Source organism: Corynebacterium sp. 401_CJEI (assembly GCF_001076435.1).
Lineage (GTDB): Bacteria > Actinomycetota > Actinomycetes > Mycobacteriales > Mycobacteriaceae > Corynebacterium > Corynebacterium jeikeium_D.
Map to the genome: position 1 here is coordinate 26,158 of NZ_JVIP01000005.1, position 26,602 is coordinate 52,759.

Annotated in this window: 21 protein-coding genes; 14 read left to right on the forward strand and 7 right to left on the reverse strand. The window is 59.4% G+C overall.

What is annotated here, in order from left to right; genetic code table 11:
- Positions 1-44: 44 nt before the first annotated feature.
- Positions 45-2,417 carry a Stk1 family PASTA domain-containing Ser/Thr kinase gene (locus ADM64_RS01285; RefSeq protein WP_049192939.1) on the reverse strand — a complete coding sequence of 791 codons (2,373 nt, stop codon included), beginning with the start codon at positions 2,415-2,417 and terminating at the stop codon, positions 45-47.
- Between the two features lie 79 nt (positions 2,418-2,496).
- On the opposite strand from ADM64_RS01285, the gene ADM64_RS01290 reads away from it, so the two are divergent.
- On the forward strand, positions 2,497-2,871 hold the full coding sequence (locus ADM64_RS01290) for an Rv2175c family DNA-binding protein (protein WP_005510311.1): 375 nt from the start codon (positions 2,497-2,499) through the stop codon (positions 2,869-2,871).
- A gap of 30 nt (positions 2,872-2,901) precedes the next feature.
- Here ADM64_RS01290 and ADM64_RS01295 read toward each other — a convergent pair whose 3' ends face one another.
- The 4 genes from ADM64_RS01295 to ADM64_RS01310 all read right to left on the reverse strand — a co-directional run bounded on the left by ADM64_RS01295 (position 2,902) and on the right by ADM64_RS01310 (position 8,423).
- The gene (locus ADM64_RS01295) at positions 2,902-3,882 is read right to left on the reverse strand and encodes a phytoene/squalene synthase family protein (protein ID WP_049192940.1); all 981 of its coding nucleotides are present in this window, start codon (positions 3,880-3,882) and stop codon (positions 2,902-2,904) included.
- A 6-nt stretch (positions 3,883-3,888) separates the two neighbouring features.
- Positions 3,889-5,505 carry an alpha-(1->6)-mannopyranosyltransferase A gene (locus ADM64_RS01300; RefSeq protein ID WP_049192941.1) on the reverse strand — a complete coding sequence of 539 codons (1,617 nt, stop codon included), beginning with the start codon at positions 5,503-5,505 and terminating at the stop codon, positions 3,889-3,891.
- Positions 5,506-5,591: 86 nt separating this feature from the next.
- Positions 5,592-7,292 carry a phytoene desaturase family protein gene (gene crtI, locus ADM64_RS01305; protein ID WP_048731199.1) on the reverse strand — a complete coding sequence of 567 codons (1,701 nt, stop codon included), beginning with the start codon at positions 7,290-7,292 and terminating at the stop codon, positions 5,592-5,594.
- Positions 7,293-7,310: 18 nt separating this feature from the next.
- Positions 7,311-8,423, reverse strand: coding sequence for a polyprenyl synthetase family protein (locus ADM64_RS01310; RefSeq protein ID WP_049170256.1), 1,113 nt, complete (start codon positions 8,421-8,423; stop codon positions 7,311-7,313).
- A 66-nt stretch (positions 8,424-8,489) separates the two neighbouring features.
- Here ADM64_RS01310 and metF point away from each other — a divergent pair, with 66 nt between their 5' ends.
- Positions 8,490-9,476 carry a methylenetetrahydrofolate reductase [NAD(P)H] gene (gene metF / locus ADM64_RS01315; protein WP_049192942.1) on the forward strand — a complete coding sequence of 329 codons (987 nt, stop codon included), beginning with the start codon at positions 8,490-8,492 and terminating at the stop codon, positions 9,474-9,476.
- A gap of 3 nt (positions 9,477-9,479) precedes the next feature.
- On the opposite strand, the gene ADM64_RS01320 is transcribed toward metF, so the two are convergent.
- Both ADM64_RS01320 and ADM64_RS01325 read right to left on the reverse strand, forming a co-directional pair.
- A complete protein-coding gene (locus ADM64_RS01320) occupies positions 9,480-10,154 on the reverse strand; it encodes an LppM family (lipo)protein (protein ID WP_049192943.1) in 675 nt (224 codons plus the stop codon).
- Positions 10,135-10,725, reverse strand: a complete 591-nt coding sequence (locus ADM64_RS01325; RefSeq protein ID WP_049182147.1) for a GNAT family N-acetyltransferase — start codon at positions 10,723-10,725, stop codon at positions 10,135-10,137. Before ADM64_RS01325 ends, ADM64_RS01320 begins: the two co-directional genes overlap by 20 nt.
- A gap of 206 nt (positions 10,726-10,931) precedes the next feature.
- Here ADM64_RS01325 and ADM64_RS01330 point away from each other — a divergent pair, with 206 nt between their 5' ends.
- From ADM64_RS01330 to murG, 12 genes are all read left to right on the forward strand, one after another.
- Positions 10,932-11,420 (forward strand): SAV_6107 family HEPN domain-containing protein, encoded by a 489-nt coding sequence (locus ADM64_RS01330; protein WP_049192944.1) that lies wholly within the window; start codon positions 10,932-10,934, stop codon positions 11,418-11,420.
- A gap of 230 nt (positions 11,421-11,650) precedes the next feature.
- Positions 11,651-12,094 carry a DUF3040 domain-containing protein gene (locus tag ADM64_RS01335; protein ID WP_049192945.1) on the forward strand — a complete coding sequence of 148 codons (444 nt, stop codon included), beginning with the start codon at positions 11,651-11,653 and terminating at the stop codon, positions 12,092-12,094.
- Between the two features lie 707 nt (positions 12,095-12,801).
- Positions 12,802-13,233 (forward strand): division/cell wall cluster transcriptional repressor MraZ, encoded by a 432-nt coding sequence (mraZ, locus tag ADM64_RS01340; protein WP_005510286.1) that lies wholly within the window; start codon positions 12,802-12,804, stop codon positions 13,231-13,233.
- A 261-nt stretch (positions 13,234-13,494) separates the two neighbouring features.
- Positions 13,495-14,535 (forward strand): 16S rRNA (cytosine(1402)-N(4))-methyltransferase RsmH, encoded by a 1,041-nt coding sequence (gene rsmH, locus ADM64_RS01345; protein WP_049170260.1) that lies wholly within the window; start codon positions 13,495-13,497, stop codon positions 14,533-14,535.
- 64 nt (positions 14,536-14,599) lie between these two features.
- Positions 14,600-15,415, forward strand: a complete 816-nt coding sequence (locus ADM64_RS01350; RefSeq protein WP_049190478.1) for a hypothetical protein — start codon at positions 14,600-14,602, stop codon at positions 15,413-15,415.
- A 341-nt stretch (positions 15,416-15,756) separates the two neighbouring features.
- The gene (locus tag ADM64_RS01355; protein WP_049192946.1) at positions 15,757-17,667 is read left to right on the forward strand and encodes a peptidoglycan D,D-transpeptidase FtsI family protein; all 1,911 of its coding nucleotides are present in this window, start codon (positions 15,757-15,759) and stop codon (positions 17,665-17,667) included.
- Positions 17,668-17,805: 138 nt separating this feature from the next.
- Positions 17,806-19,380 carry a UDP-N-acetylmuramoyl-L-alanyl-D-glutamate--2,6-diaminopimelate ligase gene (locus ADM64_RS01360; protein WP_049192947.1) on the forward strand — a complete coding sequence of 525 codons (1,575 nt, stop codon included), beginning with the start codon at positions 17,806-17,808 and terminating at the stop codon, positions 19,378-19,380.
- Positions 19,381-19,512: 132 nt separating this feature from the next.
- Complete coding sequence (locus tag ADM64_RS01365) at positions 19,513-21,039, forward strand: UDP-N-acetylmuramoyl-tripeptide--D-alanyl-D-alanine ligase (RefSeq protein WP_049192948.1); 1,527 nt, start codon at positions 19,513-19,515, stop codon at positions 21,037-21,039.
- Complete coding sequence (gene mraY, locus ADM64_RS01370; RefSeq protein ID WP_016423002.1) at positions 21,040-22,146, forward strand: phospho-N-acetylmuramoyl-pentapeptide-transferase; 1,107 nt, start codon at positions 21,040-21,042, stop codon at positions 22,144-22,146.
- Positions 22,143-23,621, forward strand: a complete 1,479-nt coding sequence (murD, locus tag ADM64_RS01375; RefSeq protein ID WP_049192949.1) for a UDP-N-acetylmuramoyl-L-alanine--D-glutamate ligase — start codon at positions 22,143-22,145, stop codon at positions 23,619-23,621. The genes mraY and murD overlap by 4 nt, the downstream gene beginning before the upstream one ends.
- The gene (gene ftsW, locus ADM64_RS01380; protein ID WP_049190464.1) at positions 23,614-25,422 is read left to right on the forward strand and encodes a putative lipid II flippase FtsW; all 1,809 of its coding nucleotides are present in this window, start codon (positions 23,614-23,616) and stop codon (positions 25,420-25,422) included. The genes murD and ftsW overlap by 8 nt, the downstream gene beginning before the upstream one ends.
- A gap of 4 nt (positions 25,423-25,426) precedes the next feature.
- The gene (gene murG, locus ADM64_RS01385; RefSeq protein WP_016422999.1) at positions 25,427-26,599 is read left to right on the forward strand and encodes an undecaprenyldiphospho-muramoylpentapeptide beta-N-acetylglucosaminyltransferase; all 1,173 of its coding nucleotides are present in this window, start codon (positions 25,427-25,429) and stop codon (positions 26,597-26,599) included.
- Positions 26,600-26,602 lie beyond the last annotated feature (3 nt).

Sequence of the window (26,602 nt, forward strand, 5' to 3'; positions counted from 1 at the left end):
GCCCAGCTAGTGCAGCACCGCACTCAGTAGAGCGCCGCACTTTTTTACAGAGTGCTGACCGAAATGCTGTCACCCGCCGTGGCCTTAGCGCCCGGTCGGGGTGACTGCAATACGATGCGATCGTCATCGTTCGCAGAGCCGTCGATGTCGAGCTGAAGATGCTGTTTCTCCGCTTCACGACGTGCCTGCGCAACAGTTTTACCCAGCAGCTGCGGAACCTTCACTGCTCTGGACACGGTCAGCGTGACAGTCGCATCATTGGGGTTAACCAGACGACCTGCACTCGGTGAGACTGCGTCGACACGGCCGTAGTCGCGCGAGGAGGAGGACGCGTCCTTTACTTCGCTTACCTCAATGCCCTCGCGCTGCAGTATTTGGCGAGCAGTATCTTCCGACTTGCCCACTACATTGGGCACTTCGATGCCGTTGTTAATGGTCAACGTCACAGAACTACCGCGTTCGAGGCCAGTGCCTTCCTCAGGAGACACGGAAAGAACCTCTTCCGGCTCAGCAGAGGAGGAGAACTCCGCCGATACCTCCCGGACTTCCAGTCCGGCCTTACTCAACAGCTCACGAGCTTCATCCTCTTGAAGGCCCACGATTTTTGGCACCTTCACCGGTGCTGGCCCCTTGGAGTAATGCACAGTCACAACCGAGCCAACTTCGACGGTCTGTCCTGGAGCAGGAACCGCAAAGACCAAGCCGCCGGTGGAGACATCATCGGAAAAGACGGGGTCTCCGACCTCTTCTTTCAACGTCCGCTTAGCTAGGGCAGCGCTGAATACTTCCTTTGAGTGGTTCGCGGGATATGCGGGCACTGTCGGGCGGCCGAGGCTGACCAGCACGCGAACATCATCACCGCGGACAACCCGCGCTCCAGCCAGGGGGTCCGAGCCAATAATCTGGGACACTGCGACATCGTTGTCGTAGCGCTCATCAACCACCGGTTCAAAGCCCGCCTCACTGATTGCGGTCATCGCCTGTGGTTGCGACAGCCCAGTGATAGAGGGCACTTCGCCGTAACGGCCAGAGCCCAGCCACCATGCGCCAAGCCCCATGCCCAACGTGGCAACCAGGGCGATAATCAGCCACAATGCACATCCACGGCGCGTCCGCTGTCGGGTAGCTCGACGGCTCTTAGGCGTCTGAGTCTGAGCAGATCGCGGCTGCGGATGCTGTGGGTGCTGTGGGCCCTGAGTGTCCGGCGGCAGCGGATATTCCGGAGCGCCTGGAACGTCGGCTGGTACGAGAGCTCCACCAGACGGCTCCGGGGATTCCCAGCCAGTGGGGTTGTACTCGTCATAGCGATCGAAAGTGCGTGTCCGCCCCGCATCCGGGTCGTCGAAATCATCGAAAACGTTTGGTGGTCCCGGTGGTCGGGAAGAAACGGGGCTACCGGGTGCGTCCGTCGAGAAGCCATAGCCGTCGTGACCGAAGCGCTCGGGTGCCGTCTCTGCGGTGCCGTGTCTGTCATCGAAATGGTCGTTGCCCGGTCGGTGGAAGTCCTCTGTGAGCCCCTCCATGGCGGCAGCGTTGGCGGCTGCTGAATTGACGGGCGATGGCACGCGGAATGGTGGCAGCGCGAGTTTGTCCGCAATGTCTTCGAGTGCGTCACCGAATTCCTCGGCCGTCTCAAACCGATCCTCCGGCCTGCGGGAACAAGCGCGGGCGACCAACTCGTCGAACTCCTCGGGAACGCCGTCGATGAGCTCCGAGGGTGGCGGGACATCTTCGTTCAATCGCTTCATGGCAACGCCGAGCGAAGAATCGGCGATGAATGGCGTGGTGCCGGTAAGCAGCTCAAAGAGCAAAATACCCGCCGCATACACATCGGAGGCAGGGGAGATGGATTCACCCGTGACCTGCTCCGGAGCCAGATAAGCGACGGTGCCGACGATGACCGAGTTAGAGGTCACCTTGGCATCAGCGGCCGCGCGCACTAGACCGAAGTCCGCCAGCTTCACTCGCCCGTCCGAGGCAATCAGCACATTTTCCGGCTTGATATCTCGGTGCACCATGCCGCGGGAATGCGCCACCGATAGGGCGCGCAAAACCGAGCGCATTACGACGGCAGCTGCATGTGGAGGCATCGGACCGCGCTGACGGAGCAGCTCGCGGAGGGTCCCACCGTCGACGAATTCCATAATGAGGAAAACATGCCCCGCCGGGTCCGTGCCCTGGTCGTAGACGTTGACGAGCGACTCGTCATTGAGGTGCGCGACCGCGCGGGCCTCACGTTCGAAGCGGATGCGGAAAGACTCGTCGTCGACAAAACGCGGATCCATGACCTTTGCGGCCACCCTGCGATCGAGCCGCAAATCGGTGGCGCAGTACACGGTGCTCATGCCACCGTGTGCGATGGTGGCTCCGATACGGTAGCGACCATCGAGAATCTGCCCCTCGACAAGCTGCGACATAAACCAGCCTTCCCTGTTCCAATCAGTTGCTTCTAATAAGTATATGGGGACGTACCTACTGCAAGGCCAACGCGCTAAAGTGACCAGTGTGAGAAAGATTCCAACTTGCCACGATGTCCTGAGCGCCGACGAACCCACTCTTGCGCTGCCTGATGCCGCTGACCTCATTGGCGTCACCGTCACCCGAATTCACGCGTTGCTGCAGGAGGGGCGCCTTATTGCAGTCCACCGCGACGGCATTGCACAAATTCCCGCCCGCTTCTTTGAAGATGACGAGGTCGCGCGTTTTGTACCTGGCGCACTCGCATTGCTTGCCGACGGCGGCTACACGCGAGAAGAAACGCTGGAGTGGCTATTCACCGAAGATGAATCTCTGCCTGGACGTCCGGTGGACGCCCTACACGGTCACCTTGCACGCGAAGTAATGCGCCGCGCACAGGCTATGGCGTTGTAAAGACCCGGACGGCGTCCTACGCCCGCCGTCCTACGCCCGCGATAGCTCCTGTCGTAATCGCCCGGCCACTGCTGTGAAAAGCAGCGGGAGGGCGATTTTTGCTTTTCGAGCGCGTCCCACTTGAGCGCGTTGCGCAAAGACGTTGTAGTTCATGCGCTCAATTTCGCCGAGAATGTCTGAGTAGAGAATCTCCGCGGCACGGATAGCCTGACGCCCTGGCACCTCTAACATGTCCACGCCGCTGCTGGCTTCGGCATAGAGGGCGCGGTTGCGAGCGATGAAGAAGGCCAATGCCTGACGTACCGCCGGGGTCGTCTGTCCCGTGGCGGCACAGTAGCCGATCTCCTCGGTACCCACTCCGAAGGCCTCCCACTCATTCAGTGGTAGGTAAATACGGCCACGGCGAAAATCCTCGGCGATGTCGCGGAGGAAATTCGTCACCTGAAAGGCTTTTCCCAGGAGCTCTGCGTAGGGAGTGGCTTCCTCACGGGAGACCCCTGTGCGGGTGCCTAGGATGGGCATCATCTCAAGGCCGATGACTGCTGCGGAGCCCCACATATACGAGTCGAGTTGCTCCCATGTTTCAAAATGCGCAATGTGGCACGATGTGTCGGGCACGTCCATCAACATGGAGTGAACAAAGTCCGCAGAGAGCTGTGGATCGATGTCGTAGTCGCGAAAAGTCTGTGCGGCCGCCGAGATGACGGCACGGTCGCGGTCGCGGTGGACGTCGTCAAGCGAACCGATGACGACAGCTGAGTGGAAAAGCTCGCTTAAACGTATGACCGTGGCTTCGATGTGCGTGGGGGAGCGGTCGGCGTCGGCGGGGCAGTCGACGTAGTCATCGACGATGCGTGCCCAGGCGTAGAGAGACCACACCGCACGCTGTTGGCAGGGTGCCAACAGTCGCGTGGCCAGGGAATACGTGCGACCGTGGGAGGCCATAATATCGCGGCAGAGCTCGTAGGACTGTGGCAGCGCGATGGTCGAGAGAGGCTGTGGGGCGGGCATGGACAACTATGCGACCTCGGTTGACCGCGACAGGGGCGCCACTGTGGAATCCGTGTCTGCGGCGGTTTTTTCGTCGCGCCACGAGTACTTCCAGCTGAATTTTCCAGTGGTCAGCCAGCCGACGGCCAGCCAGCCGAGAACGGTGATGATAACCATCCAGGGCACGTCGTAGAAGCGGTGATTGCCGCCGCCGGCGAAGGACAGCGACAGGATGAATGTGAACAACACGGTGCCTTGAACCACCCACCGTGGCGGGCGAATCGTTCCCATGGGAGTCAATAAGCTGGCGTAGTACCAGGGAAGTGCCACGGCATTAAATACGCAGGCCACCACGTAGGCGGCAATCATGCCAGCGACATTGTTACGAGGGGTGGCTCGGAAGTAGAACCAGGAGATCACGAGTCCCACCAGCATGATGATAGAGGAGACCACGCGTGTGTGGCTGACGATGACATTGAAACCGATGTCGTCGTTGAACCACGCCATGACGCCCGAGATCACACCAGCGACCGCTGACGGTGCTGCCAGGGGGTTAATCACCTTGGTATTGCCACTGATCTCGGAAATCCAGCCCCAGCTCGAGCCGGTCAGCCACGTCACCACTGCAAGCGTGCCGACGCAAACTGCGACCAACACGATGCCCACACCGGCAATCGCCGGAATCTTGCGCAGCATCTCTTGAACCGTGGCGATGGGCTCGCGCCTGGTCAACACAATCCACACGACGAAGGGCAGCGCCAGGACAGCGGTGGCTTTCAGCGCGACGCCAATTCCGATGAGGACAGCAGCGACCAGGCCACCCCGCATGCGCTCCATGTGCAGTGCGGCGACTAGTGCCAGGCTGACCAATCCGACCATCAGTGCCTCGTTGTGCATACCCGCAATCAGATGCAGTAGCACCAGTGGATTGAGCACACCGAGCCACTGTGCGAAAGCCGGATTTGCTCCAAGCTCCCGGGCGATTCGCGGGATCGACCAGACAATGGCGGCGAAGCCCAGCAGACACACAATGCGGTAGAGAATCACGCCGACGGTGATGTTGTCGCCGACAATCCGCGTGATGACCTCGCCAATTCCCAGATGCAGCGGGCCATACGGGGTGGTGGTATTCCGCCAATCTGCGGATACCTCCAGCAGCATCGGCCCTGGATTGGCTGCAGCTCCCTCAGTGTAGGGATCAAACCCATCGCGGACCATCGCGCCCTGCATGAGATACGAATAGACATCGCGAGAGAACAGCGGTGCGGCCAGCGCGAGGGGAATTGCCCAGGCCATCAGGATTGAATTGAACCGACGCAACGTGGACTCATCGCCGCCAGCGTTCGCTGGAACCGCAGCGTCTGCTGCGTCGCCATCATGGGCAGAACCGGCCACAATGTCCCGGATGGTCCCCTTCGAGAACAGCAGTTCCCGCCCGATGCGCAGCCACGAGATAAGCAGCAGGGCGATACCTACCCAAATCACAATCTCACAGAAAATCTGACCGTGACCGTAGGTGATCCAGTCGAGTCCCAGAGCGTGGACAAGGCCGCCACGGTAGCGATTCGCACCGGAACCGTAGGAGCCCAGAGCAATGAGGATGCCACCGTAGACACCCAGCTGAGCACTCCGCGATAAATTCATGTCAACCTAAACAATCGATACATTGCTGATGCATTAATCCTAGTTGGTCAGTGACCACCGGCAGACATCCGGGAGACATTCATGAGCTAAGGCGTTTCAAACCGCTGTGCCGCAAGTCGTCCCGAAATCATGACCGTCGGCACGCCAACCCCCGGCACCGTCGTCGATCCCGCCAGCGTCAGATTCTTTGGCATCTTCGGAGAGAAGTTGCGGGGACGGAACGGCCCCGTCTGTCGGAACAGATGCGCCAGCCCAAACGGCGAGCCAACGCCCATGTCGCGTTCTTGCCACTGCTGAGGGGTATCGATCCGACCGACTCGCCACTTCGTAGAAATCCCGGTCAGTCCGCGCCGCTCCAGCTCAGCGGTTATTTTCGCAACGTAGTCCCCACCGATTCGTGACCAGATCAGATTGGCCGACTGCAAGTTGGGGCACGGCGCGAGCACACTGACGGGCTCCCACTGCACGCCGTTCGCATCTGTGACAATACGCTCCGGCGCGCTCACCGCAGGCCGGGTGACCAGCAATGATGGGTCCGACATTAGCTTTCCATGACGCGGTGACGAGATCTCCTCAAAGGTTTCGTTCCACTTTTCGCCAAACGAAATCAGGTGATGCCGCTTCGGCCACGTCGCAGTCTCCGAAACCGGAATCAGCCCGTGCGCCACCACCGCCGATGGAGAAAATCGAACTGGGAACAACCGTCGCGCTCCCGTCCGCTTTACGACGCTCCGAAGGCCTCGCCGCTTCGATGAGCTACCGGCGGCAGAGGTAGCCGCGTCGTGAAGCCAGCTCTGCACCACAGGTAAATCGGTCGTAGCGATGACGGCATCGGTGGGACGCTCGCCAGTTGCCGTGGTGATGGCGGAGACAAAGCCTGCTTCGTCAACTTTCAGCCCAGTGACATCAACGCCGAAGTCGATGGTTCCGCCAGCTCGACGGACGGCCTCGGCGAGCAACTCGCTGACGGCGCCTATACCCGAACCAAATGCGGGGGAGTGCGGATAGTAAACCCCCATCGAGGTATCCATGTGGGAAATGCAGCCGTAGACCGCACGGGCCTTAGCGGGAGGCACACCTGCGTAAAGCGCCTGGAAGCTGAAAACGCGAGCGAGATCATTATCTCCGAGGAAGGCACGAATCTTAGGTTCGAGGGCGCCGAAGGCACCGAGTCGGAGGAGCGTAGTGAGGTCGCGAAGCGCGCCGGGCCCGGTGAATAGGTCCGTAACGCGGTCAAAGCTGCGGGACATGAAGTTGTCGAAGCAGGCATTGAAGAGAGTTTGCAGCCACGTGCGAAGTTTGCGGTAACCGGCGACGGTGGAGTCAGAGGCACCGAAGCGCGCGAGTTCATCGGCCATCATGTCTTCGTTGGAAAACACGTCGAGTCCGCCGCGGGTGGCAAATTCCGCACGGTAGGTGGGCGTGATTGGGGAGGCCGAAAAACCCGGGTCGATATCGCGCGCGTAGAGGCCGACGGCGGCGAGGGCATCGTCGACAAGCGAGGGCATGGTCCATACAGTTGCGCCAGTGTCGAAGACTGCGGTGAGCGATTGCTCGTCGATATCGACTGTGATGGGTTCACTGGCGCAGCGTCCGCCGACGAAACTTCCCCGCTCGACAACGGTGACATCGTAGCCATCGGCGATGGCGTAGAGCGCGGCGGTAAGTCCGGACAGGCCTGCGCCGATGATGGTCAGTCGTGGTTTGGAGCCCTTATGAGGACGAGTGACCGCACGTCGCAGACGCGGGGAATTAATGGGGGCACGAGTGGGGGAAGCAGCGGGCATGACTACGCAACACCTGGTCTAATGCTGACGAGCGGTGGCGCGAACGCCCATAGCAATGAGGTTCTCGCGCGACGTTGCAGGCAGGTCGGCATTCTCGATAGTGGAGAAAGCGCGGCTGGTCAGGCGGTCAATTTCACGTTCGACGGCATCGGCAGCGCCGGAATCAGCGATGAGATTTCGTAGCTCATCAATATCTGCAGCAGACGAGACCGCTCCCAGGCGTTCATCGATAAAGCGGGCCTTTTCAGGTGCGGAATCGAGGTAGAGGCTTAAAGCCTGGCCGACCAGTACGGTTCGCTTGCCCTCGCGGAGGTCATCGCCGGCAGGCTTGCCCGTGACTTCGGGATCGCCGAAAACACCCAGCTGATCGTCGCGGAGCTGGAATGCCACACCGATATCGCGGCCGAAGCTGCGGTAGGCCTCAACCAATTCCGCTGGGGCGCCGGCAATCGCAGCACCAATGTGGAGCGGCCGCTCGATGGTGTAGGCGGCGGTCTTGAACAGATTGATTTTCTCAGCGGTCTCGACGCGACTGTCCCGGCTGGCTTCGGCCGTGATATCGAGCAGTTGGCCGCCAAGTACTTCAGTGCGCATCGCCCGCCAGGGGACAAGTGCGCGGGTTAGCGCCTCCGAGCTGAGGCCTGAAGAGTGCATCATGTCATCAGCCCAGGTCAGGGCGACATCGCCAATGAGAATCGCGGCGGAAATACCGAAGCGGTCGGCGGCTCCATTCCAGCTATTGGCCTCGTGCTTGGCCTCGAATACCTTGTGGATAGTCGGTGCGCCACGGCGCGTATCAGCGTCATCGATGATGTCGTCATGAATGAGTGCGCAGGCTTGAATGAGTTCCAAGGCACTCACCGCGTTCATCACAGCCAGGGAATCCTCGGCTGGGGAGAAACGGCCTTCGAGGCCGCCTGCCCCCAACCACCCCTGCCAGGCGAAGGCTGGACGCACGCGCTTGCCCCCATTGAGGACGAAGGAGTGGAGCGAATCTATGGCCTCGGTGTACACCGCATCGACCGACGCGACATCGTCGCCACGGCTTTTGAGGTAATTCTCCAGCGTTTTGGTAACAGTAGCTGGTACTTCGCGGGGCTGTAGCGCGGCCAAATCCAGTTCTTCGCTCATGTGAGCCTCTCGTCGATGACGGGTAATGCTGACTCAAGAATAGGACACCGCTTAGTATGAGTGACTATGTCCTCAACAATGCCACTGTCGCCAGGCCGCCAAGTGACAATCCGCCAGGCGCTTTCAATGCCGAGCGCGGGCAGTATTCCCTTCTCGGTCGAGTTCATGCCCCCGCGTGACGACGCGGCCGAGGAACGTCTTCTCCGAGCAGCTGAGGCTTTCCATGATCTTGGTGCCTCCTTTGCATCCGTGACCTACGGCGCCGGTGGTTCTAGCCGCGACCGCACCCTGCGAATCGCCCAGCGCGTTTCGAAGCAGCCGCTTACAACGCTTGTGCACCTGACATTGGTAGAGCACACCGTCGACGAGCTGCGAGAAATCCTGCGTTCTTACCTCAGCGCGGGGCTGACGAATCTGCTCGTTCTGCGTGGCGATCCGCCGGGAGACCCCCTCGGTCCTTGGATGGAGACCGAGGGTGGTCTGCACTACGCCAGCGAGCTGATTGAGCTGATTAAGGCCGAGCCGGAGTTCGAAAAATTTGAAATCGGCATTGCGTCGTTCCCGGAAGGACACTACCGCTCGCCAGATTTGGACCATGACACGCAGTACACGCTGGCCAAGCTGCGCGCGGGAGCCGAATACTCGATTACTCAGATGTTCTTCGATATTGAGCACTACTTGCGCCTTCGAGACCGCCTGGTGGAAGCCGACCCAGTGCACGGTGCCAAGCCCATCATTCCGGGGCTGATGCCGATTACGTCGCTGCGCTCAGTGCGCAGGCAGGTTGAGCTCTCAGGGGCTCAGTTGCCATCCGATTTGGAGGAACGCCTGATTAAGGCAGCAGATGGTGACGAGCAGGCCAATAAGGATGAGATTCGCAAGATTGGTATCGAGTTTTCGACCAACATGGCAGAGCGTCTCATCGCCGAAGGCGTGCCGGGGCTGCACTTTATGACTATGAACTTCGCCCGCGCCTCCCAGGAGGTTTTGCACAACCTCGGCATGGCACCCGCATGGGGCACCGGCCAGGATATGCTGCGCGGCGGTTTTTAATTGCTAAAAGTCCTGCATGTCGCGGATTCTTCGCGCCCACAGGACGCCTAGTACTGAAGCCAGGACACCGGCGGCTGTGGTCACACCGGCAAACAAGAGGAATTGATTCCGCTTGGTGGATCCAGCCGGCGACGAAGCCCATACATTATGGTTCTCGCCACTGGCGAGCTGCCACTCCACCTTGTTCGGTTCGGTCTGGCGGCCATTGGAGTCAGTAACCTGCTCCGGGAACGCGACGACGAAATCAACCTTCGCGCCGGGCAGGTGAGTCAAATCCATGTGACCGTTCATCGAAATCTTGCCGCCACCGGTACGGTCTAGGTCGATGTCTATGCGATCGTCGGAAAGCTGTCGGAGCGTATCGGTGAGTTCAATGAAGTGCAGCTCGTTGAATGAGACTTCCATCTTTCCCGTGGAGGAGTCGATTTCTCCCTGTGAGACGCGGTCGGAGAGATCTTCCGGCACTTGCCACTGCTCAAATTGGGAACGGACTTCCTCCGTGGGCGTTACGTGAATTGTGCCCGAGACCCTGTCATCGCCGGAAATGGTAATGCCAGCCTGCGCGTCAAAGCAGCCGCTGAGCGGCAGGACGGCGGCAATCCCTGCCATTGCTGTGGCAATGCGCAGAGGCGAAAGCCGTCGACGTGGTGTGGAAGGTTCACTCGGTGATGATGTCACGGGGAAGATCTACTCCTAGAACTGCAAAGGGACGGGAGTCCCCTGTGAAATAAAAGTTCCTTAAAACATCCTTGAAACCAAATTGGCGGTAGAGCTGCCATGCCCTATTGGCCTCATTCGGGTATTCCGGCGTTGACAACAGAACTCGCGTCTCTGGGCGGGAATCGACCAACTCGCGGAGCAGCCGTTTACCGAGTCCCCGTCCCTGAAAGCTGGGATGTATGTGAATCTCAGACAGTTCGGCGTAGTTTCCCAAGAGCTTGACGACGTCCGGTAGCGAGCGCCCGTCCATGAGCAGTCCATCTCTTACCTGGCGATACCACCAGTGCGTGTCCAATCCTGTGCGGCAGTAGCCGATGCCAACCAACCTGCAGCGCGGGTCGCGGAGAGCCTGGGCAGGGGAGAGCTCTTCGGGGTGAGCTATGGCTGCAGCAGCCATGAAGCCGGGTTGAGTGGTTTGCTTCTGCCATTCATGGAGACGACCGGGCAAGATTGCGGGGTTGTACTGCATCGCGGTGATGTAGAGAGCCACTGCTTCTTGCAGGCGGAGATTGAAGTCTCCTGCTGTCATCGGAACCACGCTGTATTTCACAGTGACCAGATTAGCGACTTAGACGAACTTAGTTGTGAGATTACTGCAATAACATCGGGTCGAACAGGTGTTCGAAACTGTGTCTGGCGCAGTCCGGGGTTGGGGATAAATTGCAGTCAATCCCGCTAAGGAGAAGCGGAAAATCTGTGCTCATGTGAATGCTGTGTGAAAGGAGAAGCAGGGCGGTGGCAAGGTCGAACGTGGTGGAGTTTAGGGCGATTTCGCAGTCGGGTTCGGTCGCCCCGGTCGGTGTCTCAAAGCAATCGCTGGAGCTGCTGGGGCGGGCAGAGGCTCTGCTAGTGAATGCTCGGAATGCTGGCTCTGATGAGATGCTGGAGCTTTCCTACTGTGCGGCACTGCGCTGCGCAGGCGCGCTGTTGAATCGCGACGATGCATCGGTGGCTGGGGGTTCTGGCTCGGGCTCTCGTTCGGGCTCAGCAGTTAGGCGTCGTCGTTCGGCAACACAGAGTGCCTGGTTGCGTTTAAGGAAAGAGCAGCCCGAATTTGATAGCTGGGTCACCAAATTCGAGCAGTTCACCGCGCTGCGTGAGGAAGTCCGGTTAGGTATTTCGCGTCGCATTGACTCGCGGCGGGCACAGGAGTTGTGGGATTTAAGTTGTGCATTCTTGGGGGCTGTCCGGGCCGAGCTGGGTGTTCTGCCCGCGGCTGCGTAAGCCGGTGGGAGCGTGTTAGAGCGTTGCTTTCCTAAATAAATGGGGGATTGTTGGGATTCATGGAACAATAGGGGTGAGTCACCCGTTGAAGGGGTAAGAATGAAGCTAACGGACGCCGCGTTAGCAGCAGGTGGCCTGTGATTAACTTTGCTGTACCGGCACTGTTAGTTGAAGGGTCGAGGCTCGCCAGTATCGCGGTGGGCAATGCTCAAGTAGGCGATGGAGGAATTGTGGGACTATCTGAGCACGAACAGCGGATGCTCGACGAAATCGAGTCTGCACTCTACGCTGAGGATCCTAAATTTAGTTCGACGATGGCCGGAAATGCGTTCAGCTTTCCGGAGAAAAACAGCGCCCCCCGTGGGTTTTCGATCCAGGTTTTTGCGCTCATGCTCCTTGGTCTGCTGATGCTGATTGGCGGCGTCGCTCTTTTCTCTGTGAGCAATTGGTTCATTGTGTTGTCGGTAGCCGGCTTTGGTCTTATGTTCGGTTCCGGCGTTTGGGCTCTGACTGGCGCCGGTAGGCAGGAGAAGTCTAGTTCTGCTTCGGGGCTGAACTTTGGAAAGTCTAAGTCCGGGGCGGCAAAGAGTCGTCGAGGAGCCTCGGGTGGTCGTGGTTCCTCTGGTGACTCCACGTTGGAATCGCGTTTCCGTGGCCGCTTCGAGGGGCGTTAGGGGACAGGCCTTAAAGATAAAAAGTGAGGGCAAGCCAGCGGTGGCTTGCCCTCACTTTTTTGTTTTTCTAGACGCGAATCGTCTCCACAAGATCTCACCCACTTTGCCCCACCACGAGTCCCCACTTTCCCCCACTTAGCCATTGGGATGGAGGAATTCTTATCTGCAGTCGTTGCCGGCATTCCTGAAAGTTTGGCTCCGGCGAAACAAAGTTGCAGTTCAGCGGGCTAAGTCCGGCGACCAGGTTGAATCTGGATAGTTTTTAGTAGGTAAGTGGTGTGTATTGGGGTGCAGGCCGCCTGTTGTTAACTATGTGGTTGGTGTGGCGTCGTTATCTGTGGGGTTGCGGGTGGGTGCCCCACTTTTTGTTCACACTTTAATTGTCGACGATTTTCTTTAAAAGCCCATGTCAACTGGGTTAAAATGGATGTCCTGGCGGTGGGGTTGCGCTGATGCTGTGACTATTTTTCTCCTTCTTGTGTTGATAGTGGCAGATAGTGGGGTAAAGTGGGGCGTGATGTTGATTGAGGTTGGTCAACATTGCAGAAGTGAATATCCGATTTGCGCTTAAGGTTTGGCGAGATTTTGGCACTGCGGTAAAGCGCAGCCCTCTGGCTCTGCTTGAAGGCAACGCCTAAATCCCTGAATTCGGTAAGCGTTTGTGCGTTGACATTGAGGTTGACACGGGGATAGGAGGCCAGTGACGCATGTTTCTGGGCACCTATACGCCGAAGCTTGATGACAAAGGGCGCCTGACGTTGCCGGCGAAGTTCCGCGAGGATCTCGCAGGTGGCCTGATGGTCACTAAGGGACAGGATCATTCTCTGGCGGTGTATCCGAAAGAGGAGTTCGTCAAATTAGCTCAGCGGGCTACTAAGGCCTCTCGTACGAATGCCAAGGCGCGAGCTTTCATCCGAAATCTTGCGGCGAGCACCGATGAGCAGCGGCCCGATGGTTCGGGGCGAATCACGTTATCGATGGATCACCGTCGGTACGCGAATCTCTCCAAGGAGTGCGTGGTTATCGGCTCTATTGACTTTCTGGAGATCTGGGACAAAGAGTCCTGGGAGGCCTACCAGGCGGAGCATGAAGCTGATTTCTCCGAAGGTGAGGATGACTCGCTGTTCGGCGTTTTATAAACCGCATGGAATAACCGAAAAGAGGGAATGTCCGCATGGACTCTGCCTGATAGCCCCTGGTGTACTTCCCCGATACCAGGTTCTGTCAGGCGGGGCCCTGTGAACATCCCCGCTTTTTGTTTTAAGCACCGATAGCAGCATTCCCAGTAGTGCTCATGAGGTGCGGTCTGGTTGCTGGCGCGGCACTCGTCGTTAAGCAAACCGGGAATACACTCGATAGATTCTCTGACCAGTGCAAACATACCCGGTGAGGAGGGGGAAATGAACGGATCGGCACCTGCGGATGATCGCAAGTCCGGCGAGTTTGGTCATGTCCCCGTTTTGCTTCATCGAGTAACTGATTTGTTGCGCCCGGGCATCGAGGCACTGGGTGACGACGCAGTAGTTGTCGACGGCACTCTTGGTGCCGGTGGGCACACGGAATATCTGCTGGAGCAGTTCCCGAATCTCTGCGTCATTGGACTCGATCGCGATGACAATGCACTGCGAGGGGCAGAAGAGCGTCTCGCGCGCTTCGGTGATCGCTTTGTAGCCTTCCGTGTGCGTTTCGATTCGCTCGCCGAGGTGCTCAGTGGTGAGATTCCTGCAGCCGCTGGTGGAAGTGGCGCGGAGGATATTCTCGCCCGCGCCGCTGAGAAGGGCATTGCAGGTGCGCTTTTCGATCTCGGTGTTTCCTCGATGCAGCTTGACCAGGTCAATCGTGGATTCGCCTACCGAGTCGACGCCCCGCTGGACATGCGCATGGATGCAAGCCAGGGGATTACCGCAGCGGATGTGCTCAATACCTATTCGCACGGTGATATCGCGCGCATCCTATCGACCTACGGCGACGAGCGCTTCGCCGGCAAGATCGCCTCGGCAATCCTGCGTGAGCGGGAGAAGGAACCGTTTACGACCTCCGGCCGTCTGGTTGAGCTGCTCTACGAAACCATTCCGGCGGCATCTCGCCGCAAGGGCGGACACCCGGCCAAGCGTACGTTTCAGGCTCTTCGTATCGAGGTAAATCGTGAGCTTGAAGCTCTGGAAAATGTACTGCCACAGGTCTGCGATGCACTCGCAGTCGATGGGCGTGCAGTGTTCATGAGCTACCAGAGCCTGGAAGACCGCATCGTCAAGAAGGACTTTGCGGAGCGCGTGAAGTCGACAACCCCACCGGGGCTCCCGATGGAGCTTCCGGGGCATGAACCGCACTTTGCTCTCATCACGAGAGGTGCGGAAAAGGCGTCGGCAAGCGAGATCGAAGACAACCCCCGAGCCGCACCGGTGAGAGTTCGCTGTATCGAGCGAATTCGAGCCGATTGACCCAAACCTTTCAACCGCACCAAACGCACCCTTCACAATCTAAGTACTGGGAGAACTTTCGAGCATGGCAACGACAATCACGGAGCACGCCCCCACCCGGCGCACCTCCCGCGGCGCATCTGCAACCGTCGCCGGTGCCAAGACGAAGACTCGTCAGCGCGGCCGCAGCGCCCGCACGAAACAGGATCTTTATCAGCGCAGGCGGTTTGGGCGCACAGGTTCTCAGCAGGTCATCTCGGTGCGTGGGCGTCGCGTTACGACGTCCTCGAGGGATAACCACAAGTTTGCCGGTGCGGCCGTGATGATTATTCTCGTCGTTGCCGGAATCGTGGCGGCGATGTGGCTGTCGGGTATTTCGACCTCGACATCCTTGCAGCTGGATGCTGCGCAGACCAAGGAAAAGGAGCTGCGTAACCAGCTGGAGGTGCTCGAGCGGGATGTTGCTTACATGAAGTCAACCGGTGCTATCGCGCAGCGTGCTGTGGAAGAGGGCATGGTCAATCCGGAGCAGCCTGCCGTTTTGACGACTGATCCGGAAGGCAAGGTCGTGGAAGTGCGACCGGGCGATGAGAAGCAGCAGAAGATTATCGACCTCAACAGTGAGTCGCCGAATGTTCCGCATGCGCCGTCGTCGAACCCGAAGGACACCGAGAATGTTCCGGGGATGCAGGCACCGGCCATTGAGGAAGCGCACCCACGTCCGAACGGGTTGCCGGCAACCGCTCCGTATGCGCCGCAGAACCATGAGCCCGCACCAGCACCTGCGCCGGCTCCGGCACCCGCGCCTGAGGCTGAAGCGCCAGCGCCAGCCCCAGAAGCGCCAGTCGCGGCGCCGGAAGCACCGGAAGCTCCGGCACCCGAGCCAGCTCCAGCACCGTAGGAACTTAGAAAACAAACTGGGCCAAACTGGCCAACTGTCCGATATTCTGGCGGTTCCACTGTTTCTGGTCAGTCGACTGTAGACTAATTAATTCAGTACTCGCGATGGCAGGGAATACCGCCTAACGTTATCGCGCGCGGGAGAATCGACTTAGTAGAAAGCACTAGCGCATGATTCGATCTGAAGACGACTACCCCAACCGTGGAGGGGGGTATGACTTCGGCGAACGTGCTTACCGAATTACATCCCGTGAGCGCAGAGGCCAAAGTCGCGTTCGGGATGGTCAGCGCAGCCGGGGGCTCGATGCTAAAACCAACCGAAGCGTGCCCCCGCGCGAAAAAATGCGCATTAGTAATAAGGACTTCATCCGACGTCGCAACTGGCTGCAGTTTATAGGCGCTATCGCAGTTGTAGTGCTGGTCTCCCGTTTGGCTTGGGTGCAGCTCGTCGCAGGTCCTGACCTGTCGGCGGCGGCACAGAATCAGCGCACGGTGGAAGTTGTTGATGCAGCTCGGCGCGGTGCGATTCTCGACCGTAATGGAGCTCAGCTTGCCTTCACGATGGAGGCACGCAGTATTACCGTGCACCCGAACACTTTGCGCAAGTGGATTGGGGACGCACATAAGCAGCGCCCGGATGATGTCGCTGCCTACGATGAACGCCTCGAGCAGATCGCCAAGGATTTGCCGAAGCTACTCGACGTGGCCGACATCGACGCGGAGAAGTCGGGAAGCAGTCGCCGTCGTCAAGCGGAACCCGAAACCGAGGAGAACTCGGTGATGAGCGCGCCGTCCCGGGTGAGCTCGAAGGACATTCTAGAGAAGCTGCGCAATGAGGACAGCACCTACGAGGTGCTCGTGCGTAATGTCGATCCGGACAAGGCCGCCGCCATCGTGGAAAAGTATCCGGAACTGGTGGCGGAGCGTCAGGATATTCGCCAGTACCCGAATGGGGCGACGGCGGCTAACGTCATCGGCAAGATTGGCATGGATGGCGTCGGCCAGTTCGGCTTTGAAGCCTCTCGTGATGCCACTTTGCAGGGTATTAACGGTGGCAAGACCATTGATATCGCCTCCAACGGCGTGGCAATCCCGGGATCCACGCGCGATGTTCACGCGGCTGTGGACGGTACGACATACGAGCTGACCCTGGACCTAGACATGCAGTACTTTGTCCAGCAGCAGGTCAACCAGGCGAAGGCCAACTCGGGAGCGAAAGATGCGTCGGCAGTTGTGCTCGACGCGAAGACCGGCGAAGTGCTAGCAATGGCGCAGGCGGACACGGCTAACCCGAATAAGGATATGGGGGCCGAGCTCGAAGAGGGGCGCACTATCGGAAACTCCGCTGTATCGAACCCATTTGAGCCGGGCTCTGTAGCAAAGATCATTACCGCCGCGGCCGCTATCGAAGATGGCAAGACCACACCGGATGAGGTTCTGCAGGTCCCGGGCACGATTGATATGGCGGGTGTCACCGTGCGCGATGCATGGGAGCACGGCACGGAAGCTTTCACGACGACCGGTGTATTCGGCAAGTCCTCCAATGTCGGCACCCTAATGCTGGCAGAGCGTTTGGGTCAGGACCGCTTCGCTGAGATGCTGCATCTCTTCGGGCTGGGGCAGTCCACGGGTATCGAGTTGCCCAGTGAATCGTCCGGCTTTGTGCCACAGCGTCCGCAGTGGTCCGGCGGTACATTTGCGAACCTGCCCATTGGTCAGGGTATGGCCATGACACTGCTGCAGATGACAGGAGTTTTCCAGGCAATCGCCAACGATGGCGAGCGCATCCCGCCGCGTATGATTCGTTCGACAATTTCCCCGGACGGCACGAAGACGGCAACAGAGCGCCCGGAAACAGTGCGTGTGGTTAGCCCGGAGACCGCCCAAACTGTGCGCGCTATGTTTGAAGGCGTTATGCAGTCTGATCCCACGGGGCAGCAGTCGGGTACCGCGGCCGGCAATAGTATTGAGGGATACTCGCTCACAGGCAAGACAGGTACGGCGCAGAAGTTTGACCCCGACACCGGCGCGTACTCGAATTCCAAGTACCACATCACGTTTGCAGGCATCGCGCCTGCCGACGATCCCCGTTTTGTCATTGGCATTATGCTTGACGAACCCCAGCGTGGTGTCCATGGTGACGGCGGTCAGTCAGCAGCCCCACTGTTTAAGGACATCGCCGCTTGGGCGCTTAACCGCTACAACGTACCGCCGTCGCCACCCCGCGAGGGCAAGTTGTTGCTGCAGCCGTAACGAGGTCACCACCACAATGAAGTTACCGCGACAGCACTAATACACAGACTTTTATTACTTTGGTTTCTGCAAAGTGAATCTCTTGAATTTTTCCAACCTGTTGTACACCAACGACTGACTTGAAAGAGGGAACAGCCAATGACCGCCACCCTTGCGAAATTGTGTAACCTCGCGCATGGCCGACTTGACGGCATTACCGAATCCGCGGCGGCAGGAGCGGATATCGCCGCAATCGAACTCAACGCTGCCGAAGTGCCTGAAGGCGGAATGTTTGCTGCCGTCCCAGGTACTCGCACGCATGGTGCGCGCTACGCGCAGCAGTCGGCTGCTACAGCGATCCTGACTGATGAGGAAGGTCTGAAAATCCTGCGGGAAGCAGGGGAGACTCGACCAGTCCTGGTTGTCGACGATGTCCGGGCCGTCATGGGGCACGTTGCTGCAGAAATCTACGATCACCCCTCGGATTCACTGACCATCATTGGGGTTACCGGCACCTCTGGCAAGACCACCACGACCTACATGCTGGAGGGCGCGCTCCTGGCAGCTGGATGCTCGACAGGCATCATTGGTACTACCGGCACGCGCATCAATGGCCGTGCCGTTCCGTCGAGCCTGACTACCCCAGAAGCTCCGGCCCTCCAGCGCCTGTTCCACCAGATGCTCTCCGAGGGGGTGACGCACGTTGTCATGGAGGTTTCTTCTCACGCACTGTCGTTGGGGCGTGTAGACGGAGTCAGTTTCGAGGTCGGGTGTTTCCTCAACCTCTCGCAGGATCATCTGGACTTCCACAAGACCTTGGAAGAGTATTTCCAAGCCAAGGCCAAGCTCTTTGATCCCGCAGGTCCGACACATGCACCGAAGGCTGTCGTGTGCATCGACGACGACTGGGGTGTCCGCATGGCAGATATCGCTGCCGGCGACCCGGATGTCCAAGTCACCACTGTCCATACTCAGCATCGCGTAACCGACAAGACGCCAGCTGCCGAGGTCTTTGCAGAATGGCACGCCGCTGCAGCCACTGTCGCCACCAACGGTGTCCAACATGTGGAGCTAACGCGAAATAACACTGACACAGTTGAGGTGGAAGTTCCTCTGCCGGGTGCTTTCAACGTTGCCAATGCCGCAGTCGCATGGGCTGTGCTCGATGCGATTGGGCATGCCAATCACGCGGCCAAGAGCGGTCTGGCACAGGTGCGTGTGCCAGGCCGCATGGAGCGCATCGATCGCGGACAGGACTTCCTGGCTGTGGTGGACTATGCCCACAAGCCAGCCGCAGTAGCTGAAGTGTTGGCCACCTTGCGTGCACAGACCGAAGGTCGCGTGCTGGTTGTCGTCGGCGCCGGTGGCGACCGCGATAGTGCCAAGCGTCCAATTATGGGAGCTGAGGCTGCATACGGTGCCGATGTCGTCATCATCACCGATGACAATCCACGCTCCGAGGTGCCCTCTGAAATCCGTGCGGCCGTGGTCGCCGGTGCGAAGGAAGCGGTTGCCAGCGGCAAGGCCAGTTCTGACACGGTTGTTGAGGAAATCGGCGATCGCGGCCAGGCAATTCGCCGTGTCGTCGAGCTCGCCCACAGCGGCGACAGCATCGTGGTGGCAGGCAAGGGACACGAAACCGGCCAGAATATCGGTGGCGTAATTCACCCGTTCGATGACCGTGAACAGCTGGCCGAAGCACTCACACAGCGACTGGAGGGATCCGCTGATTGAGATTGCTGAAATCGCTGAGGAAGCGCACCACCTGACATGCCTACCGCGAACCATTCGCGGTAGGCGAATAAAATCAAGAAATCATCCTTTACTAGGCGCCTGGAACTCTAACCAACAAGGACTATAGACATCATGATTGCCCTGACCGCCGCGGAAATCGCTCACATCGTGGGAGGTGAACTCGTCCACGTCGATGATGACGCCACAGTGACTCAGCCCGCAGAATTCGATTCCCGAAAAATTCGCGAAGGCTCGCTCTTCCTCGCCCTGCCGGGCGCGCGTGTCGACGGCCACGACTTCATCGATCAGGCTGTGGCCGCTGGAGCGACGATGGCACTGGCGGCACGAGATGTTGGGCAACCTGCGGTCGTCGTCAAGCCCCTTGGTAAGCAGGACTCCAATGCCGACGCATTTGCACACGATCCGGATGGTTCCGGGGCGGCGGTGCTGGAAGCGCTTGGTAAGTTGGCGCGTTACGTCGTCGACGAGCTGAAGAAGGATCAGCTGCATGTTGTCGGTGTCACGGGTTCGGCGGGAAAGACGTCGACGAAGGACATGATGGCGACGCTGCTGCGTACCGACGGTCCGACGGTGGCGCCGAAGGGGTCGTTTAATAACGAAATTGGGCATCCGTACACGGTGCTGCAGTGCACTCCGGAGACGAAGTACCTGGTTGCGGAGATGAGCGCACGCGGAATTGGGCATGTGGCCCACCTGGCGCGCATCGCGCCACCGACGATCGGTGCGGTGCTCAATGTTGGCACGGCGCACCTTGGTGAGTTTGGCTCGCGCGAGGCAATCGCGCAGGCTAAGGGCGAGCTCGTGGAAGCGCTGCCGGCTGCGGAGCAGGGCGGTGTGGCCGTACTCAATGCCGACGATGACTACGTCACTGGCATGGCTCCGCGTACCCAGGCGAAGGTGGTGTTCTTCTCTGCCGATGAGAACTCCGAACGCCACGCAACCGCGGATTACCGCGCCACGAATGTGCAGCTCGATGATTTTGCTCGTGCATCTTTTGACCTGCATGTACCGGATGGGCGTACATTCCCGATCCAACTGCAGGTCTATGGTGCGCACCAAGTGGCCAATGCCCTGGCGGCGATTGCGGTGGCAGTGGAGTCCGGTATTGATGCTGAGCAGGTCACAAAGGCGATGGCCGCGCATGTGGCAGCGTCAGAGCGGCGCATGGATGTCCAGCAGCTCACTGGCAATATCGTCGTAATTAACGACTCCTATAATGCCAACCCTGATTCGATGCGTGCGGGGATTGACGCTCTGGCACGTACAGCAGCTAGCCCAACGCACCAGGACGCCTCATCGTGGGCCGTGCTGGGACAGATGGGTGAGCTTGGTGATTCCGCTGAAGATGAGCACTCGTCGCTTGGCGAGTACCTTGTGGGCCGCGGCATCGATCGACTAATTGCAGTCGGAGAGAGTTCTAATGTGCATGCCCTGGCCGACAAAGCGGAAGAGTTGGGGTTAAATACTTCTAGGGTGCCGGATACATCCACTGCCGCGGATTTGGTGGCGGCCGAGGTGCGTCCGGACGATGTGGTGTTAGTCAAGGCCTCCTATGCGGACGGTATGTGGCGGGTCGCGGACTCGCTGGCTGCCAAGGTTGGGACTACGCCCGAAGGTGAAAGCGGAGAGGAAAAGTAAGTGATTCAACTTATTCTCAGTGGTGCGATTGCATTCCTGGTGAGTGTCTTTTTAACACCAGTGCTTATTCGCAAATTCTCTGCTGAAGGTCTTGGCCAGGAGATTCGTGAAGAAGGGCCGAAGAGCCACCTGCGCAAGCGGGGAACTCCGACTATGGGCGGCATCGCCATCATCGCCGCAATCGTCGCTGGCTATTTCCTCTCACACCTCGTTACGTATATCCAGACTGGCGTGGGGCCGTCCGCCTCCGGTCTGTTGGTGATGTTCCTTGTTCTGGCGATGGGCGCATTGGGTTTTGCCGATGACTTCATCAAACTCTACAAAGGACGCAACCTGGGGCTGAACAAGACAGCGAAGCTGGTTGGGCAGCTGGCGGCAGCACTGATTTTCGGCGTGCTGCTGCTGCAGTTCCCGGATGCGTCTGGCTTGACTCCCGGTTCGACGAGCTTGTCGCTGATTCGAGATATTCCGTTCCTGAATCTGGCACCGGGGCCTGTGTGGTTCGGCATGATTGTCTTCCTGGTATTTGTCTTCATCGTCATTGCCGCATGGACGAATGCCGTCAATCTCACTGATGGCCTTGACGGCCTGGCCGCTGGCGCCACCGCGCTGCTACTGGCCACCTACACGCTGATTTCCTTCTGGCAGTTCCGTAACTCTTGCGAGGCTTCGCTGGGCAGCGGTTGCTACAACGTCCGCGATCCGCTGGATATCGCCGTTATTTCCGTCGCGGGTCTGGGCGCCTGTTTGGGCTTCCTGTGGTGGAATGCAGCGCCGGCAAAGATCTTCATGGGAGATACCGGTTCGCTGGCTCTTGGCGGTTTGGTAGCGGGTCTGTCATTTGTCACCAAGACTGAGCTGCTGATGGTTATCATTGGCTTCATCTTCGTGATGGAAGTTGCTTCCGTGGCAATCCAGATCGCGGTTTTCCAAACGACTGGCAAGCGCGTATTCCGCATGGCTCCTCTCCATCACCACTTCGAAAACGGAGGTTGGGCGGAGACAACTGTTGTCGTTCGCTTCTGGCTACTCGCAGGCATTTTCAACATGATTGGCGCAGCCATCTTCTACAGTGACTGGCTCTCTCAGGTAGGCGTATTTCAATGATTAACTCACCAGACCCGACCAACCTCACCGATATCCGAGATCTCGACTTAGTCGCTACGGTGCGCTCTGGTCGAGTTCTGGTGGCAGGAGCCGGAGTTTCCGGTCGCGGTGCCATTGCGATGCTCAAGGACATCGGCTGTCCGGAAATTGTCGTCGTGGATGACTCCGCGCTCGGCGCACTGGTTGCCGCCGACTTTTCGGTTCGGCACGTCACAACCGCAGACGCTCGCGACGAGCTTGCCGACGCGGTTGCGATCGTGACCTCCCCGGGGTGGCGTCCGACCAGTCCGCTGTTCGACGCCGCCGCTGAGGCCGGTGTCCCGGTATTCGGCGATGTGGCGCTGGCTTTCGCCGGCGACTGTGCCCAGCTGTGGGGGCCGAAACGTACCTGGCTGGTAGTCACCGGCACTAACGGCAAGACCACAACCACCTCCATGCTGGCCGCCATGCTCGGGGAGCAGGGCGCAGCTGTGGGCAACATTGGTGTGGCTCTGTACGACGCACTGACTGCTGAGCCTCGTATCGAGGTCTTGGCCGCAGAGCTGTCCAGCTTCCAGCTGCACTGGGCTCCAAACATTCGCCCAGATGCGGGAGTACTGCTGAACCTGGCGGAAGACCACATCGACTGGCACGGTTCTTACGAAAACTACGGTCTGGACAAGACCCGTGCGCTGCGCGGTACTGTCGCAATCTACGGTGCGGATGACGCAGATGTCGTCGAGCACGTGGAAAAGATGCTGAAAAACGACGAGCTCGGCAACTCCGTCGTGGGCTTTACCGATGGGCCCCCGGAGGCACACCAGGTCGGAGTTCGCGACGGCATGATTGTCGACCGCGCTTTTGGCGGCGGCGATGCCGCAGCTGACGACTCTGGTCCGGGCATTGTCATCGCACCGGTAGCGGGAATTTCTCCTCCCGGCCGGGCAGGTGTTCTCGACGCGGTGGCCGCCACTGCGATGGCGCGCAGTATCGGTACCTCACCGGAGCAAATTGCAGCGGCATTGGAGACTTTCGAAGTTCGCGCACACCGCGGTCAGATTGTCCATAAGGCAAATGATGTCGTGTGGATTGATGACTCCAAGGCCACCAACCCCCACGCTGCCGACGCTGCACTGTCCGGTCATGAGCGTGTCGTTTGGATCGTCGGTGGTCAGCTCAAGGGCGCGGAAATCTCTCCGCTAGTGGCGAAGCATGCTCATCGCCTGCAGGCCGCCGTGGTTCTGGGCGTCGATAGGCAACTAGTCAGCGATGCGCTCTCCCGCATCGCACCTGCTGTGCCGGTCGTTGTCATTGATGACACCGACAAGGTTGATGCCATGGCAAAGGCCTGTATGGCAGCTAGTGAATATGCCAACCCTGGGGATGTGGTGCTGTTGGCACCAGCTGCCGCCAGCTTGGACATGTACTCCGGAATGGCTGAACGTGGCGACTTGTTCGCGCAATGGGCGCAGAAGGTGACGTCAACTGATGGATAACTCCCGCAAGGCTCGTAATTTAAGCGCTAGTGCCGCGACGGCACAAAAGGGGACGAAGGCTACCAGTTCACAGCGGCCCTCGTCGTCTAGCTCTAGTGCTCGAGAGCGGCCGGCGTGGGTGGAGCGTTTTAACGACTGGAAGTCGCGTCCGCTGTTCGACTACCACCTACTGATGATTATCGTCGCGCTGCTGACGTCAATCGGACTGGTGATGGTGCTGTCGGCATCCATGGCCAGCGCGGGTAATGACTCGGGCAGCGTGTGGTCGGTGTTCATCCGTCAGCTGGTCATGGTGGTGGCGGGTCTCATCTCCATGTGGATCGTGCTGCGAATGCGGGTGGAATTGATTCGCTCGCTATCGACAGCAGCGCTGATTTTGTCCTTTGTGCTGCTGGTTTTGGTGATTATCCCTGGTATCGGCATCGGCCTGGAGGAAACCGGTGCGCGTTCGTGGCTGAGTATTGGTGGTATCACCATGCAGCCATCAGAAATCGCGAAGATCGCGCTGGCACTGTGGGGTTCGAAGCTGCTGGCTGAAAAGGTCCGCACTGCTGTGTCCTATACCGATTTGTTCGGGCTGTTCGGTGCGGTCAGCTTCGTGGTATTGGCACTGGTGATGCTGCAGCGTGACCTCGGCATGGTTGCTTCCATGGCGTTCGTCGTGGTGGCGTTGGCGTGGTTTGCTGGCCTGCCGCGAGTATTCATCACCGGGCTGCTTGCCGCTGCGGCTTTCGCCCTGGTGATTTTTACCGTCACCGCGGGTTTCCGTTCGGCGCGAATCAGGGTCTACTTGGACTCGCTGCTCGGTAACTTCAACGATGTGCAGGGAGATGCCTACCAGTCCTACCAGGGCTTTCTTTCGCTTGCCGACGGATCTCTCACCGGTGTCGGTCTCGGTCAGTCGAGCGCGAAGTGGGGATACCTACCGGAGGCGAAGAATGACTTCATTTTCGCCATTATCGGTGAGGAGACTGGTTTTCTCGGCGCGCTGATGGTTATTTTGCTCTACGCAGCGCTCGGCTGGGTGGGACTTCGTATCGCCGGTCGTCAGAACGATCCGTTTCTCCGTCTGCTCGCGGGCACGATTACTGCTGCAACCGTGGTGCAGGCTTTCATCAACATCGGCTACGTCGTTGGTGCGTTGCCAGTGACTGGTCTGCAGCTGCCGCTGATTTCCGCTGGTGGTACATCGGCGATGGTGACGTTGTTCTCGATGGGTCTGCTGGCCACATGTGCCCGCCACGAATCGGAGGCAGTCTCTGCAATGCAGACTTCGGGACGTCCGGGGCTGGACAGGTTCCTGGGTATTCCGGAACCAATCCCGTATGACGAATCGCGTCGCCACGCGCCGAAGGTGCGTGCCCATCGCGATCCGCAACGCTTTGGTCCGCCCGTGGTGACCAGTGGAGCGCGTACTCCACGTGGCGAGGGGGCGCAGGTGCGGGAAACCTACAGTGGCCGAGCTGACCGACCCAACCGGGCCGGCCGTAGTGGAGGCAGCCGCAGTGGCCGAGGTGCCACCCCGCAGCGTGGCTTCCGAGCGTCCGGAAGCTCCGGAAACTCGGGCAGTGTTCGTGGCCGCGAAGTGGATTATTCCCCTCGTAGTGACGACGGACGGACGCGGGGTTTTACAGCGAGGTCGCCGCGGACTGGACGGTCACAGGGCTCCTGGTCGTCGTCAAGCTCAGGCCGGGGCAGTAGGATTCGGGGCGAAGGTCGTGGTGGACAGTCGCGTTCGCGCCAGCGCCCGGGCCGAAACAATAGGAACGGCGGTTCAGCACCGCGGAGGAGGAATCGATAACACCATGGCAGACAAGAATCTGGGCGCAGCCGCTGGGGCGAAAGGCGCTTCGGAGTCTGAGCAGTTTCTCAAGGAAGATGGCTCTGCTCCGACCATTGTGGTGGCCGGCGGTGGTACGGCTGGCCATATCGAACCTGCACTGGCAGTAGCGGATGCGATTTTGAAACTGCAGCCGGATGCCCGCGTCATTGCACTCGGTACGAATCGGGGGTTGGAGTCAACCCTCGTACCGGCGCGAGGCTATGACCTAGAGCTGATTCCGCCAGTGCCGGTGCCGCGCAAGCCGACTGCGGATTTGTTCAAGCTGCCTCTCAACGTCGCTCGTGCGGTGCGTGAGACCCGCAAGGTTTTCAAGCGCATTGACGCTGATGCGGTCATCGGCTTTGGTGGCTACGTATCGGCACCGGCCTACATGGCGTGCCGTGCGGGGAAGAAGATTCCGTTCCTGGTTCACGAGGCCAACGCCCGTGCGGGCCTGGCCAATAAGCTCGGTGTCGCACTCGGGGGCGTCGGTTTGGCTGCCGTGACTGGCTCTGGCCTGAAGGCCGAGGTTGTTGGCAATCCCGTGCGTGCCAGTCTCGCGGCGTTGGACCGCGACGCCAAGCGTGCCGAAGCCCGCGAGTTCTTCGGTTTACCGCAGGAGGGTCCGGTGCTCTTTGTCACCGGTGGTTCGCAGGGGGCACGTTCCATCAACGAAGCTGTTACCGGTGCAGCCGCAGAGCTCGCCAACGCCGGTGTATCTGTACTGCATGCCTACGGCAAGAAGAATCACGTCGAGGTCGAGGCTATCCGCGAGGACGCCCCCTATGTCGCTGTGCCGTACATCGACCGGATGGATCTGGCGTACTCCGCCGCCGACCTGATTTTGTGCCGTTCCGGTGCGATGACGGTGGCTGAAGTCTCAGCTGTCGGCTTGCCTGCGGTGTACGTTCCGCTGCCACACGGAAATGGGGAACAGGCGCTCAACGCCACCGATGTCATCGATGCTGGTGGCGGTATTCTCATCGCCGACGAGTCGCTGACTGCGGCATCAGTTTCGGATATCGTGATTCCGCTGGTCACGTCCCCAGAAAAGCTTGCCGACGGGCGCCGCGCCCTGGCCAACATTGGACATGGTAACGCTGCGGAGAACATCGCCCGTCGGGTGCTGTCTGCGGCTGTGAACTCTAAGAAGTAAAGC

What these genes read in the sequence shown, in the direction of transcription:
- ADM64_RS01355 (WP_049192946.1), top strand. Translation starts at nt 15,757, where the DNA reads ATGCGCATTAGTAATAAGGACTTCATCCGACGTCGCAACTGGCTGCAG.
- mraZ (WP_005510286.1), top strand. Translation starts at nt 12,802, where the DNA reads ATGTTTCTGGGCACCTATACGCCGAAGCTTGATGACAAAGGGCGCCTG.
- ADM64_RS01300 (WP_049192941.1), bottom strand. Translation starts at nt 5,505, where the DNA reads ATGAATTTATCGCGGAGTGCTCAGCTGGGTGTCTACGGTGGCATCCTC.
- ADM64_RS01325 (WP_049182147.1), bottom strand. Translation starts at nt 10,725, where the DNA reads ATGACAGCAGGAGACTTCAATCTCCGCCTGCAAGAAGCAGTGGCTCTC.
- crtI (WP_048731199.1), bottom strand. Translation starts at nt 7,292, where the DNA reads ATGCCCGCTGCTTCCCCCACTCGTGCCCCCATTAATTCCCCGCGTCTG.
- ADM64_RS01310 (WP_049170256.1), bottom strand. Translation starts at nt 8,423, where the DNA reads ATGAGCGAAGAACTGGATTTGGCCGCGCTACAGCCCCGCGAAGTACCA.
- ADM64_RS01295 (WP_049192940.1), bottom strand. Translation starts at nt 3,882, where the DNA reads ATGCCCGCCCCACAGCCTCTCTCGACCATCGCGCTGCCACAGTCCTAC.
- ADM64_RS01360 (WP_049192947.1), top strand. Translation starts at nt 17,806, where the DNA reads ATGACCGCCACCCTTGCGAAATTGTGTAACCTCGCGCATGGCCGACTT.
- metF (WP_049192942.1), top strand. Translation starts at nt 8,490, where the DNA reads ATGTCCTCAACAATGCCACTGTCGCCAGGCCGCCAAGTGACAATCCGC.
- ADM64_RS01285 (WP_049192939.1), bottom strand. Translation starts at nt 2,417, where the DNA reads ATGTCGCAGCTTGTCGAGGGGCAGATTCTCGATGGTCGCTACCGTATC.
- ADM64_RS01350 (WP_049190478.1), top strand. Translation starts at nt 14,600, where the DNA reads ATGGCAACGACAATCACGGAGCACGCCCCCACCCGGCGCACCTCCCGC.
- murG (WP_016422999.1), top strand. Translation starts at nt 25,427, where the DNA reads ATGGCAGACAAGAATCTGGGCGCAGCCGCTGGGGCGAAAGGCGCTTCG.
- rsmH (WP_049170260.1), top strand. Translation starts at nt 13,495, where the DNA reads ATGAACGGATCGGCACCTGCGGATGATCGCAAGTCCGGCGAGTTTGGT.
- ADM64_RS01365 (WP_049192948.1), top strand. Translation starts at nt 19,513, where the DNA reads ATGATTGCCCTGACCGCCGCGGAAATCGCTCACATCGTGGGAGGTGAA.
- murD (WP_049192949.1), top strand. Translation starts at nt 22,143, where the DNA reads ATGATTAACTCACCAGACCCGACCAACCTCACCGATATCCGAGATCTC.
- ftsW (WP_049190464.1), top strand. Translation starts at nt 23,614, where the DNA reads ATGGATAACTCCCGCAAGGCTCGTAATTTAAGCGCTAGTGCCGCGACG.